The 12722-nt window shown below is 64.8% G+C and carries 17 protein-coding genes; 1 reads left to right on the forward strand and 16 read right to left on the reverse strand.

Going from position 1 to position 12722, the window contains the following annotated elements; genetic code table 11:
- From QXK92_RS10810 to QXK92_RS10880, 15 genes are all read right to left on the reverse strand, one after another.
- Positions 1-240, reverse strand: a complete 240-nt coding sequence (locus QXK92_RS10810; protein ID WP_306241619.1) for a hypothetical protein — start codon at positions 238-240, stop codon at positions 1-3.
- Positions 241-298: 58 nt separating this feature from the next.
- Complete coding sequence (locus tag QXK92_RS10815; protein ID WP_306241620.1) at positions 299-1024, reverse strand: hypothetical protein; 726 nt, start codon at positions 1022-1024, stop codon at positions 299-301.
- 48 nt (positions 1025-1072) lie between these two features.
- On the reverse strand, positions 1073-1942 hold the full coding sequence (locus tag QXK92_RS10820; protein ID WP_306241621.1) for a fibronectin type III domain-containing protein: 870 nt from the start codon (positions 1940-1942) through the stop codon (positions 1073-1075).
- A 237-nt stretch (positions 1943-2179) separates the two neighbouring features.
- Positions 2180-2638, reverse strand: coding sequence for a hypothetical protein (locus tag QXK92_RS10825; protein ID WP_306241622.1), 459 nt, complete (start codon positions 2636-2638; stop codon positions 2180-2182).
- Positions 2639-2671: 33 nt separating this feature from the next.
- Positions 2672-3109: a hypothetical protein gene (locus tag QXK92_RS10830; protein ID WP_306241623.1), complete on the reverse strand. Its 438-nt coding sequence runs from the start codon at positions 3107-3109 to the stop codon at positions 2672-2674.
- Complete coding sequence (locus QXK92_RS10835; RefSeq protein WP_306241624.1) at positions 3110-3520, reverse strand: hypothetical protein; 411 nt, start codon at positions 3518-3520, stop codon at positions 3110-3112.
- A complete protein-coding gene (locus QXK92_RS10840; protein ID WP_306241625.1) occupies positions 3513-3914 on the reverse strand; it encodes a hypothetical protein in 402 nt (133 codons plus the stop codon). Before QXK92_RS10840 ends, QXK92_RS10835 begins: the two co-directional genes overlap by 8 nt.
- Positions 3911-4357: a hypothetical protein gene (locus QXK92_RS10845; RefSeq protein ID WP_306241626.1), complete on the reverse strand. Its 447-nt coding sequence runs from the start codon at positions 4355-4357 to the stop codon at positions 3911-3913. The genes QXK92_RS10840 and QXK92_RS10845 overlap by 4 nt, the downstream gene beginning before the upstream one ends.
- A complete protein-coding gene (locus QXK92_RS10850; protein WP_306241627.1) occupies positions 4354-4662 on the reverse strand; it encodes a hypothetical protein in 309 nt (102 codons plus the stop codon). The genes QXK92_RS10845 and QXK92_RS10850 overlap by 4 nt, the downstream gene beginning before the upstream one ends.
- Before the next feature lie 12 nt (positions 4663-4674).
- Positions 4675-5733, reverse strand: a complete 1059-nt coding sequence (locus QXK92_RS10855; protein WP_306241628.1) for a major capsid protein — start codon at positions 5731-5733, stop codon at positions 4675-4677.
- Between the two features lie 3 nt (positions 5734-5736).
- Positions 5737-6204, reverse strand: coding sequence for a head decoration protein (locus tag QXK92_RS10860; protein ID WP_306241629.1), 468 nt, complete (start codon positions 6202-6204; stop codon positions 5737-5739).
- 15 nt (positions 6205-6219) lie between these two features.
- A complete protein-coding gene (locus QXK92_RS10865; protein ID WP_306241630.1) occupies positions 6220-6888 on the reverse strand; it encodes a hypothetical protein in 669 nt (222 codons plus the stop codon).
- 147 nt (positions 6889-7035) lie between these two features.
- Positions 7036-8118, reverse strand: a complete 1083-nt coding sequence (locus QXK92_RS10870) for a hypothetical protein (RefSeq protein WP_306241631.1) — start codon at positions 8116-8118, stop codon at positions 7036-7038.
- An 82-nt stretch (positions 8119-8200) separates the two neighbouring features.
- Entirely contained in the window at positions 8201-9742 is a 1542-nt protein-coding gene (locus QXK92_RS10875; RefSeq protein ID WP_306241632.1) for a hypothetical protein, read from the reverse strand.
- Between the two features lie 35 nt (positions 9743-9777).
- Positions 9778-11481, reverse strand: a complete 1704-nt coding sequence (locus tag QXK92_RS10880; RefSeq protein ID WP_306241633.1) for a hypothetical protein — start codon at positions 11479-11481, stop codon at positions 9778-9780.
- A gap of 100 nt (positions 11482-11581) precedes the next feature.
- On the opposite strand from QXK92_RS10880, the gene QXK92_RS10885 reads away from it, so the two are divergent.
- Positions 11582-11929: a hypothetical protein gene (locus QXK92_RS10885; RefSeq protein WP_306241634.1), complete on the forward strand. Its 348-nt coding sequence runs from the start codon at positions 11582-11584 to the stop codon at positions 11927-11929.
- Between the two features lie 46 nt (positions 11930-11975).
- Here the strand turns inward: QXK92_RS10885 and QXK92_RS10890 are convergent, their stop codons facing one another.
- On the reverse strand, positions 11976-12572 hold the full coding sequence (locus tag QXK92_RS10890; protein ID WP_306241635.1) for an HNH endonuclease: 597 nt from the start codon (positions 12570-12572) through the stop codon (positions 11976-11978).
- Between the last annotated feature and the right edge of the window lie 150 nt (positions 12573-12722).

Genomic DNA, 12722 nt, shown 5'->3' on the forward strand with positions numbered 1-12722 from the left:
TCAGATCATCCAGCCGTCGCCGAGCGCGATTTCGTCCGGGTCGGCCGGGTTCTCCCCGACGACACGCACATACGGAGACTCCGCCTCACTCGGATCGGCGAAGCCAGTCGCTGAAATGTCCATGTCACCGCCCATCATTCGTTCGAACTCACGCTGACGCTGCGTCTGCGCGATCACCGGATTGCTCGACGTCGCCGCTTTCTGAACCTTCGTCTGCACCGCCTGACCGAACGCGGCCACATCCCGGTTGAAGCAAAATTTGCTGAATTCGGTTAGCTCGCAGTCGAATATCGCGACTTCACTCGGCAGCTTCCCGAACGTCTTCGCCGTCTCCCATACTTCCCAGACCAGCGGCTTGTTCCGGGCGTACCCTTTTGAGCGCGTCGTGCTGCGCCTCCAACGCAGCATTCTTCATCTCATCAGGCATCGCGTATTCGAAGATGATCCGCTTGTCGACCAAATCGATTTCCTCGACGTTGATCTGCTCATCGGTCGTCGAGCCGACCAGCACCACCGTCGGGCAGACGACCGCGGCGGCGGTGATACGGTTCAGCGGCCCGAACAGCTTCTCCCGGCTCTCCGCATCCTGAAGCGCCGCCTCCGCGCTCTGCAACGCCTCCGGGGAGAACCCGCCGTCGTCCTCGACACCCTGGAACAGTTCAGCGGCGAACGAGTCCTTCATGTTGAGTACGCCGAGTTCGATGACCTGGGTCATGGTCAACTGGCGGACCCGGACCAGCGCGCCGGACGGCAGGTCGACGTCGAACTCCGGGCGCTTGCGGAACCCGTACACGCGCGGCCGCGGCGCGGGCGTGGGTGCCTCAGACGCAGGCGAAGCCGCCGGCGCCGGCCCCGGCTGGGGGTCGGCGGCCGGCGGCTCCGGTGCAGCAGCTCGGGTGTCGCGCGGCTCGTACGCGCAACCCGCGACGTGCGGGCCCGTGACCAGGGTTCCGCAACACCAGTCCCGTTTCTTTCCTGCCGGGACTGATGTGATCTTCTGCTGCTTCTCGATTGGTGATGTCATCACGGCCTCCTACGGGCTCAATGGATGGGAGGGGCCGCCGCCAGCGGGCTAGCTGGCGGCAGTGGTGGCAGAGACCGGGGTGCAGTACTCGCCGGTCGTCGAACCGAACACGCCCGCGACGCGGAACTTGTACGCCGTGGACGCGGTCAAACCGGTGACCGTGGTGTCGGCGTCGGTCGGCTCGCCACCGGCACCGGAGCTGACGTCGGTCCACGACGTGAACGGCGAAACGGAACGTTGCACCTTGTAACTGTTCGCGGTCGGGATGTCCGTCCACGCCAGGTCCACAGTGGCCGCCGCGATCGTGCCCACGGTCAGGTTCATCGGGATCGGCAGCGGGTTGGCCACCGGCGTCGAACCCAGCGTCGTCTTCGTCGCGTTGTAGTCGATCTCCCACAGGTAGTCGGCGTCCTCGCCCGGCATCGGCGTGCCCATGAAGTCGATGCTCGGGATCATGAACGCGCCGTACTTCGAGTCGAGCGCGATCTTCCCGTTGGCCTTGCAGCGGAAGATGCGGATGACGTTGTCGCCGCCGCCGTTGGAGATGACCTGCCCCTCCACGCGCCAGTAGGGGCGCTGATCGCTGGCGCGCTTCCGGACCGTCCGCTTGAGCGTCGGACCGACACCGGACTCGATGAGCTGGGCGCCGGTGATGATCGCCAACGTGGTCAGGTCCAGGCCGCCGCCCTCGAGCGTGCCGGACACCGTGGAGCCCTTGCCCTGGATCGCCGCGGCCGGCTTGTCGTCGCCGTCGAGGGTGTCCGTGTCCTCGTTCTCGGTGAACGCCAGCGTGCGCGCCAGCGGCAGCCGGAAACTGGTTTCCGCCAGGATCGTGCCGTCAGTGTCGGTGTAGCCGGTGATCCAGAGCCGGTGAAGACCGTAAGGCTTGGTGTCCGGGTTCCCAAGTGATGCAACCATTTAAGGGGTTTCCTTTCGGGGGGAACGGGCTCCACGGCCTCTGAGTTCTTTCAACCTGATCGTTTTCTGCGGGGTGAAATCCGGCAGCGAGTATCGGTGCAGGACAACGGAATCCTTGTCGCTGCAATGCCTGCACTTGACTTCGACGGTGTCTCCGTCAACCACCTTGAAATGCAGCCCGCCCTGGCAGCGGACATCGACAATGTCCTCGGATGCGTCGGGCTGCGGCTGCACGGTCTACTTGTCGACGACTTTGTTGCCGGCGCCGTCGACCAGCTCGAACCGAACACCGTTGTACTTGCGGTCTTCCTTCAGCAGGTAGTTCAACTGCAGCTCCGACAGCTTCGACACCGGGATCCGCCAGTTGTTCTCGAAGTTCCACACCAGCGGTTCGCTCGCGGGGATGCCGACGGCGTTCCACTGCTGCGGGGTGATGCTGGTCTCCGCCGACGCCACACCCACCCGCGAAGCGGGGCTGCCGTCACCATCGAAGCCGCTGGGCCGCGACACGGTCTGGGCGGCGGCGCGCAGCGGAATCACGTACTGCACGAACCGTTCGCCCGGGTCACCCGGCTCGGCCTTCTGCTCGGCGGCCTGCGCCTGGGCCTTCTCGTCCTCCGACACCGCTGGCGCCGCACCCTCGGGCGACTCGATCGGCGGAGTGCTGCCGCCGCTACGCGGGGTTCCTGCTGCCATTACCGTTGTCCCTTCCTGATGGTTCCGCACCCGTTAAGGCGCAATTACCTTGCTGGCCAACGCCATATACGACGCCGACTTACAGATCGTCTGATAGCCCTCGTCCTCGAAATCCAGGCCGCGGCCCTCGAACCCGACGTAGTCCAGTTGCCAGCCGTCCTCACCGACAACCGGATCGGTGGAGTCCTCGACGGCCTTGAACAGCTCGTCGCAGCGGTCGATCATGTTCTCGATCCGCACGAAGTCCGTCGACACCTTCACCGGGATATGCACGTACAGCTCAAAGTGACGCTCGGCGTTCGCCTGAATTTCCTCGCTGAAATCGGTGTGCCGCCAACAGATCACGATGAACGCCGCCGCATCCGGCCGCTGATCAGTGGCGTACTGCTCGATCACCATGAACCCGGCCCCGCCCAACTCCGCGAGTCGGGCGTCGGCGTTCAGCAGCGTCCAAACCGCGTCGCGCGCCATCTATCCGGCGTTCTTCCGAACCTGCGACAGCGAGCCGCGGAGGTTCTTCATCATCCGCTTACCCATCTCCGCGACGGCCGGCATGATGATCTGCCACTTGCCGTTGTTCTTGATCTCCAACCAGATCCCGTAATCGACGCCGTGCAGGAACCAGATTGTTTTGTGGGAGCCCTTCAGCTCCGGAACCGTCTTCAGCCCAGCCCGGGCCGCCCCGGGAATCCGGTCCTTGCGGTTACCGGTGTCGTCACGCCAGCGGGCGTGTTGCTTCATGTAGGCGGTGCCGTCGACCGCCGTCAAACCCATGACTGTGTTGATGGTCCGTTCGTAGTCGTCCTTCAACTCGGACACGTTGCCGCGCAACTTGATCAGGCCGCGATTCAACTCCGTCAGGCGGCCGAAGGACTTAGCCAAAGCTGTGCCCCGCCACCTTCAGCCATGCCGTCACCGTCGCCTTCACCTGGTAGGGCTGGGTGCGGTCGACAACCTGCACTTCGTAGCTGGCAGCGTCGTCCTCCCACGTGTCACCCTCACCGATCACCGCGTCGTAGGCGCCGATCATGTCGAACTGAAACTTCCGCGACGTGCCGCGATCGGTCTGAGAATGCTCAGCACCGTCCAGTCCGCTGGTCTTGAACTTCGCGAACACCTGCGCCGGACGTGGAGCCGCGGGCGCGTAATCCCTACCCCGCCCCTCAGCCCCGGCCCCGGCGGCGACCGGTGTCAGCGCGATCGGCTGGCCGCGCAGCTCGAGCAGTTCCGCGACGAGTGACCTTGCGTCGCCGGTCATCTCGTCGGCGGGAATCATGGGCGGATGCTGTAGGGCGGAGGTTGAATTGTGATGGTGCCGAACTTTGTTCGGCGGGTGTGCAGCCGCACGCGGTCCAGCTCGTCGGAGGTGAACTGCACGCGTCCGCGCGTCGGATCTGCCCCGAAGGTGCGGCTGACCGTGATATCGGGCATGGTGCGCGTCAACTGATTCGCGCCGTCGGGGTGGCGGTACAGGTCGAGCACCTTATCGGCGACCAGCCGCACTACCCGTTGCCGCCGATCGGGGTCGCCGGCGGCTTCGGACTCGGCGTCGATGGCCGCGGCGTCCTTGCGCAGCGACGGCACCTGGAACATCAGTTCGTCTTCGACGTCGATGATCCGCTTCACTACCCAGGCCAGCCGGTTCGAAGGGAAATCGCCTTCGAACCGGCTGGTGACATCATCCTGGGTGGCGAACTTGCCGCCGGTGGGGTCGGTCATTCGACCGGGACACCGGCTTCCTGGCAGGCCGCGATGATCTCGTCGCGGTCCTTGCCTTCCACGTCGACTTCGTGGGATTCGGCGTAGGCCGCCCACGCGTCGCGGCTGGAACCGCGCCCGGACTGCGGCGGCGGCCCGTCGGTGCCCGGCTCGTCGTCCTCCGCGTCGGGGTCGACGCCGAGAACATACGGGTTGGTGATCTGCTTGCCCGCCCACGACGGGATCTCGTCACCGGGCAGCAGGCAGTGCTGCTTGCCCTTCTTGTCGGTCACGTACACCGCGAAATCGCTTTGATTGGTTGCCATTTCAGCTTCTCCTTATGCGACTGTTGCGACGAGGATCTTGCGGGGGTCCGCGAGCACCGGCAGCACAACGCCGTCGACGAACGTGGTCTTGCGGAACGGCGGCTGCTCCTCGCGGACCAGGATGCCGATGATCCCCTGCGCCGACTGAACCTGAACGTTGTTGGCGTTCAACTCCATCGACGTCGTCGGGACGCCCCATGCGGTGAAGCCGAGCGTGGACAGATCCGACGGGAGGAACAGCAGCTTGTTCGCGGGGAACGCAGCCGTGGTGGCACCGTCGACGTCGAAGCTCGAGTTGTAGATCGAGCCGCCGGGCTGACCGTCGGTCGGCACGACGAACGGCGGGATACCGAAGCCGGCCAGGAACGCGTTGATCTCCGCGATCGACACCCACGTCACACCGGTGTTGGCGCCCTTGATCGCGTTGATCAACTGGGTGTTCTGCATCAGATGCTGAACGACCGCCAGCGACGTCTTGAACTGGCCCTGCGGCATCCCGTTGACGGCCGCGTACACGCCGGTCCACGTGATCAGGTCAGTCAGCGGCGTCGACGCGCTGTGGTTGGACCACAGAGTGCCCGCGGTGACCAGTTGGCCGCCCGCGATGCCGTAGTCGACCTGCTGCTGCACACCGTTCTCGTTGATGGTCAGCACACCGTCGGTGAGAACGTCACCCCACGCCAGCTCGACACGGTTTTGGGCGTACCGGGTCAGGTTTGTCAGGTCGTCGTAGATCGCGTCGACCAGGATGTTCTGAATGGTGCCGCCGTAGCGGGCCATTTCCTTCTGCCGGCGCTCGTACTCGCCCACGCTTAACTGGCCGCCGAGCGGGAGCATCCGCACGCGCTTCTCGGCGCCGGTGTCACGCGGAGCGACCCAGAACGAACCATCCCAGTTCCGGAACTTCGCAGCCCGGTTGGTCTTGGTGATCGTCGCGAAGTCGATCTCGTCGGTGTCGTAGTTCCGCGTCGGGAACATCTGCGTGAACATGTTGTTCGACGGCAACGGCACCTGCTGTGTGAACGTGATGGTGTCTTCCAACGGCAAAGGGCCGTCCAGGAAAAGAGCCATTTGTTACGCCTCCCAACGGATCTGGTTCACAGCCGCCTTCGCGGCGGTGAGGCTGGCTGAAGCGGTGACGGTGCCCGTGTTCGACGTTCCGTCGAGCGCACCGGTGATGCCGGTGCCGGTCGCGAAGGGCAGCTTGCCCACCGACACGATCGCGTCGTTCACGACGGCTCCGGTGCCGACCTTCGCTGCGGTCGAACCGTTCTGCCGCACCGCGCGCACATCGGCGTAGGTCAGGCCATAGGCGGTCTGCCGGCCGTCGCTGGCCGCCGCGTCGTACGGGCCGAACAGTCCGGTCGCGGTGACCTTGCCCAGGACGGTGCCCGACGGGATGAACCCGTTCGGGTAGTGGGTGCCCGACGTGAACTTCGAGATGTCCAGGGTCACGTTGAGCTTGACGTCGGGCTCTTGCAGGAGCCACTGCTTGTTGCCGACCTGATAGGTCGTCGTCTGCAACGAAATGTCGGTCGACATAGCGTGCGTCCTTTCTTACGGGGTTTTGGTTTTGCCGAAGCGTTTTTCCGCCGCGGCCTTGCCGGCATCGCCGGGTCGAGCGGGAACACCTGTCCCGCCGCTGTGCTGTCCCCACGACCGCTGCTGGTGCCCGTTGTTGTGGCCCTGCTGCTGGTCCTGTCCACCCGTGCCGAAAATGGCTGTCAGGTGGCCCATCACCTTGTCTTCGTCGATCACGCCGTTCTCGTCGGCGAACTTGGCGGGGTCCGTAACCGCCATGAACGACTTCAGTTGCTCACCCTTGAGCACCTGGCCCGCCAAGCCCTTCAGCTCAGCAGCCTGGTACTTCGGCCGCCACTCAGCGTCGGCCGCCGCGCGAGCTTCCTCCGCGGCCTTCTTCGTCGCCGCGTTCAGCGCCTTCTCGTCAGATGACAACTTTTCGTTCCGCAGGTTTTCGTTCTCCTGCTGAAGCTGCGCAACCTGTTCTGGTGTAACACCTTTGAACGCTGCCAGCTTGTTGTCCGTTTGACGATTCTGGTGCTTGTAGTAGTTCGCGCGCTGCTCCGGGTTCATGTCAGCGACGGGCGTGTTCTCCGGGAACCCCTTATCGGGCGCCCCGAATTGCTGCCCTTGGCCGCCCTGCTGCTCGCCGCCCTGCTGGGCGCCGCCGTCTTGGGCTGCCTGCTGCTGGCCTTCGCCGTTCATCGCCGCCCCCCTGTCCGTGCACCCATAACGGGCTGCGCCAGGCCGAGGCCGGAGGTTAGGTGAAAAGGTAACGTGGACAATGCAACTCCCCATATCGGGTGGTGTTTCGCCCATAACGGGCGTCCCGCCGGAATCGGCGGAAGTTCTTTACTTGGCGAGTTCGGCTTCGAACTTCGCGATCTGCGCCAGGTGGTATGTGACCTGCGGAGAATCCTCAGCCAGACCGCGTGCGCGCAGGTCTTCCAGGCTTTTCTTCAGCAGCGGCAGGTGCCGGGCCGCTATGTCCGCCTTCGACTCAGGCTTCGCACCCGGATCGATACCGGTGCCGCCGGCTTTCTTCACCGACTGCGCAGTTCGTGGCCGGTACTTCTTCTGCGGCACCAACACCGGCCCCAGCTCGCCGTGCTCGTCGACCTGATAGCGGGTGCGCTTGAGATGCGCCACCGATGTACCGCCCGCGTCCTTGTACAAGGCATTCAGATCGACTGCGTTCAGATCATCGGCCGGATCGTAGTCCTCGGTTACCGCCGCGATCGTGCACTTGCAGTGCGCGTGGATCGGCATCAGTTCGGCGATCTTGTAGATCCGGTCAGACGCCGCGATGCACATGCCACACGTCCCGCCGCGCGACAGTTCCGGATGGATAACCCGCCGGTACCCGGTGATCTTCACGCGGTTACGGCCGCGCTGCCCGCCGCCGTCCAGGTTCACCGCCTGCGCGAGCACCTGCTGTTGCGCCAACCGCTGCGCCAGCATCAGGTTGTCGTCGATCAGGCTGTCGAGTCGCTGGCTGGCCTGCTGCGCGGCGTCCAGGCCGTCCTGCGACTGCACATACCGGAACAGCGCGGCCGGGCGCTGCAGCACACTTTCGGTGGTCATATCGGCCGCCGACACCTTCACGCCATCGACAGCCGCGTAATCGACCGTCACCGCGTGTCGGTGTAACTGCAACTGACCCTTCCGGAGCGACGCACCGGGCGCGCGCACATCAACAGGGTTCGACGGTGTCCCGGTGATCCGGATCCCCAGCGCGGCGAGCTGCTGGCTCTGCCCCGCCGCAGCCACCCGTGTTGCGGCAGTCTGCGCCGACGACAACAGCCCCGCCGCCTTCACCGTGAACTCGCGGACCTGCGCGTCGTCGTACGGGTTCACCGACAACCACAACTGGCCGATCGCCGCCTTCGCCCAAGCAGCCGCACTATCCCTGGCCGTGATGATCTGCTCCGACATTGCCGCCACCGCCGCGGCGGGATCAGGCGGGGCGCTACGCGCTGCCTGGACAGCCTCAGCGGCCGCCAGCGCCTCCGCGTAACTACTGGGTTTGGCTGGCGCTGTCATTCGCCGCCGCCGAGACACCAGGCGCCGCCGAAGGCGCAGCAGCAGGCGCAGCAGCCGGTGCCGCCGACTGCGACGACGTCGGCGCCGACGGCAGCCCAGCCAGTTGATCAGCCATCAGCCGCTGCACATTGCGCGCAGTCTCATCCGGAGACATGTTCCAGATCCGCTCGCACCGATCCTCAAGGGACAGTGTGCCCATCGCCTGCGACGACGCCGACCCCATCTCAGCCAGCGTCCGGAACTCAATCGGACCCCAATGCAGCCGCATCTTCCGGCCCCGGTCCTGTGCGCCGGCCAACGCGAACGCGATACGCCACAACAGCTTCAGCGACGGCGCCGAACGGGTCCGCCGGTCACGGACCTTCGACGTCAACGATTCCCGGATCAGGCCGGCTCCCTGTGCGGAACCATTCGCCGCGTCCGGCGTGATCAGGTGCAGCGGCGTGCTGGTCAGTGCGGCGAATTCCTCAACATCATCCCGCTTGCCCTTGAGTATTCCGCCGAAATCCGTCTGCTGCGACTCCCAGATCTTGAACCCAGCCGGTATGCGCCACATCGCGCCCGGGCCCGCCCGGAAAATCTTGTTCCAGTCGACAGGCTCAGATGATTCGGGGCTGTCTTGATCGTCTTCGTCTTCGTCGCCCTCGAGCGCGCGCTGCCGCAACGCCTGATACCAGAACCCGATGATCCGCTGCAGCGTCGTGTCGATGATCCGGTCCAACAGATCCAGGTGAGGCTCGTATTCGCCCAGCCCGTCGAGGTTTTCGAACCGCACAATCGGAATCCCGCCGAGCGCATCAAGACCTTCGATCGGCTCCGGCTCTGCGTCGGCCTGCCACAACCCCATACCGCCCTGATAGCGCAGCGTCCACTTCTCACCCGGCAAGAACAGAAACGCAACGTTCTCCTGCGTGATCGGGTCGAACTGATGCACCACAGCAGCACGCAGCCGAACGGGGTTCTGCCAGTCCGGGATCCCGATGCACCGCCGCGGATCAATCGCATGAATCGACGGCACCGGACGCCCATTCGACAACGTCGGCCCACCCTCAACACCCGGAACGACCATCGCATACGACTCGCCCATCGCGAACTCGAAAGCGTAAATGTCCTTGAGAACCGCAGCGAACCCAGTCTCATCCATGATGTCGGCGGCCATGTCATCGCCATCAGTGTCCGAATCCACCAACGTCGAAACCGACTGCAACTCAAGACGATCCAACATCGGCGCAATACACATCGGCGCATAATTCGACCGCGCCTTCCGCAACACACCGCGGAACACATCGTGATACTCCGGATCGAGCTGCGGCAGCGGCGGATCACCAACCTTGTACGACCACAACGTGTCCAAATATCGGTCCCGCGGGGTGCAGTACCGGGCAATGTGACCCGGCCCCTCAAGGCTGTGCACCGTCGCCGGCCGCGGCATCCGATCCCGCCACACCGGCCGCGTCGGCGCCGTGAACATCGCGTTGATCCGGTTAAACCATTCCTCGGGTTCAAGGTCAGTCACAGGGGCAGGAGCGGTCAAAGTCGTTCCACCTCCCCTTATCTGATTCGGGTGATCACACGTTTCTTGCGCCTGTTGCCGATACCGGCAGCGACTGCGTCCAGGCGCGCCTGCCATGCCATGACAGCCGCGTACGCGGCGTCGATCTTGTCTGGCGAGTCCGGGTACGCCTTGTAAAGCAGGTAGCCGGTCCGTACCTGGCGCCGGCGCGCGTTCAGTACGTGCCTGGTGAGTGCCGAAGACCCATCGTGGGTGCATTCTCCGTGCTCAATCGCAGCATGCAGCGACTTGACCGCCTCAACCGCGTTGACGCCCTTACCGCGCGGCCAGGCCGCGATCTTCGACTGCCCTGACGCGCGCACCTTCTGGTGCAGCTTGTCGCCGAACGCCGCTTCCCACTTCGCCACATGCTCAGCCCAACCAGACGGATCCGCGTAGAAGCCGACAACGGTGTACTTTCTGAACGCCATACGGATCACCGCGTCAACCTCAGCCACCGGCGGCTGCCAGCTGCTCTGATCGCCCGTCTTCACGCGATCGCGCCGCGACATCTCCGCGCGCGGAGGCTCCCACACCGACCGATCGCCGATCTCGAACAAGTGCCCATCTCGGACCCGGCAACCGATCAGCGCAGTCGCGTCCGCTTTGCCCTTCGTTCGGCCGCGGGAACCGTCGAACCCAAGAACGATGACGTCCTTGTCGGCGACGATCGCCTCGCCGTCGAAACACGCCCCCCACTCCGGTGCGGACACCCAGGAATCGGAGGCGTGGGTGATCTGATTCAGCAAGTCCGCGCGGAGCTGCTGCACATCCGACGCCGGGTCATACACCTGATCGATGAGCGGATCCAGCTCCGAATGCCCAGGAGGGCATGGCGGGTCGTGAATCACGCAACCGTCAGGGTGTGCAGATGAATCGCCGTAGGCGACACGCAGTCCCCACGTTAGCGACTCGACATCCCACATGTCGGTGTCCGCCGGCGCTTCCCGATGGTCGTACAGCAGACCGGGGTTTCGGGCGCGCCCATCGCGAATGTCGGCGGCATAGGCCGCGCTGGCCTCAGCGACCGAATTCTGCCCCGGGATGAACGCGTTCGGCGACTCAAGCGTCCGGCCACCGTTCTTCGCCGCGTTCGTCCGGATCGCCTGCGCCAACCTGGGACCGTTGTTCGACGGCACCCATTCCTCGGTCTGGTCCAGCGTCGCGAAGATGATCGGCGCTCCCTTGGTGGTGCGCGCCGACGTCGTGATCTGCTTGATCTCACCGCGAGGCAAGAACACAACCGAATCCATCGGCCGAAGCCCCGGGTAATTGTCGACCGCGGGACCGTTACGGACCATCTCAAGCAGCGGCTGCCACGTGTTGGCCGTCTGTTCCTCCGACACCGCGGCGATATGAATCAGCGGAGTCTTGATCGACCGCCACGGCCGACCAACAGGCTGCCCATCGGCATCCCAGCCCGCCGGAACCACATCAGCGAGCCCTTCCGCCAACGCGAGCGCCCCGAGCAGCGGGGACTTGCCCCAGCCACGCGGCCGCCCGAGTAGCCCGCGGTGGTGCTTGAACCGGCCTGTCTCCGGGTCGATCTCGTACCAGCGGAGGATGAAGTCTTCCTGCTCGGTATACGGCACGAACGGCTCGTACTCGTCGCGGCCGGGCGCGGCTAGATTCTCAGTGATCCAGTCAAGGACGTAGTAACCGAGTGTCGGCACCTCCCCGGGTACCGACGGTTTCCACGGCATCTACGCCGAATCTGGAACTGCCCGCAGCGGGCCGCGGCGGGCACGAGAACCGGTCGCATGGGGGGGAGTTGGCTTCGAATTGGCTGCCGGGTCGGCGAACGTGAACTGGATTCCCAACCTGGCCCGATCCTCCGGAGTCGCACCGAACTTCGCGGTACGCAACCGCAACTCCGAAGCCACCTTTAGATCACCGGACCAATACGCCGCGTGCAGCCGCGCTGTGTCCAGCAACTCCGACCAGTCGTTCGCCGTGAACTTCTTCGACAGCTCCGACTCCGACCACATCTTCCACCAAGACCGCGTCTGCGCCGGCCACCGAAACTTCGCCGACCTCGTCACGCCGTCCTCGTCAACCCACGTCACCGTGAACGACGGCAGCGGTGGCTGCTTCGCGACCTTGGCATCGATCTTCTCCGTGCCGGACTCGCGCGCCTTCGCAGCACCATGACCGGCCAGGCGGCCCGCCTCGGTAGGGGCTGGTCCACGTCCCGCCATCAGATCACCGCCAATTGCTCGCCGCCGCCGCGGGCACCTTTGACCGAGTTGCACCGAAAGCACGCCGTGGCCACATTCGCGCGGGTGTGCTCCCCTCCGCGCGACAGCGGAATCAGGTGGTCGATCGTCGGTGCCAACGGGTTCGGCACCACTTCAGACGCCCGGCACTTCTTACGGCAGATGTGGCACCGGTAGCTGTCTCGCAGGAAAATCTCGGCCGCCGTGAACTTCTCCACCACTGCCGTCTTCTTCCGCGCGCGCCGACGACGCCCGTGCTCAGCATGAGCTGCCCAAAACTCGGCCGTCTCCCGCCGCGATTCGTACGACGCCTTCGCGCCGCAGCGATTCGAGCAGTAGCGGCGGCCGGAATACTTCGACGTGAACTCGTCGTCGCAGACAACGCATCGGCCGACTCTCATCGGCTGGCGCTTGCGTTCTGCAGTTGCCTGAGTCCACTTCTCGAAGCGGCCATCCAGGCGAGCAGCAGCAGAACAGTTCGCTGCCTTGCAGGTGTCGTTGCAGTACCTGCGGCGAATATCGGCCTCATCAGGAAGCGGTGTCGAACAGAACCCGCAAATGCGTTGTGTAGCAGCCATATCGGCTTTCCTCCCAGCGCCATATCGGCTCGTCAGAGGTGATCACGAAATCGAAGGTGCCCGAATCGCCAGACCCAGGCTCAGCCCGAGCCACAGAACCCCACGGCGTCCGCCCTTGCCGCCTGGGAGGGGTGGATGCCATGGGGGGTA

This window comes from Mycobacterium sp. TY815 (assembly GCF_030755135.1).
GTDB lineage: Bacteria > Actinomycetota > Actinomycetes > Mycobacteriales > Mycobacteriaceae > Mycobacterium.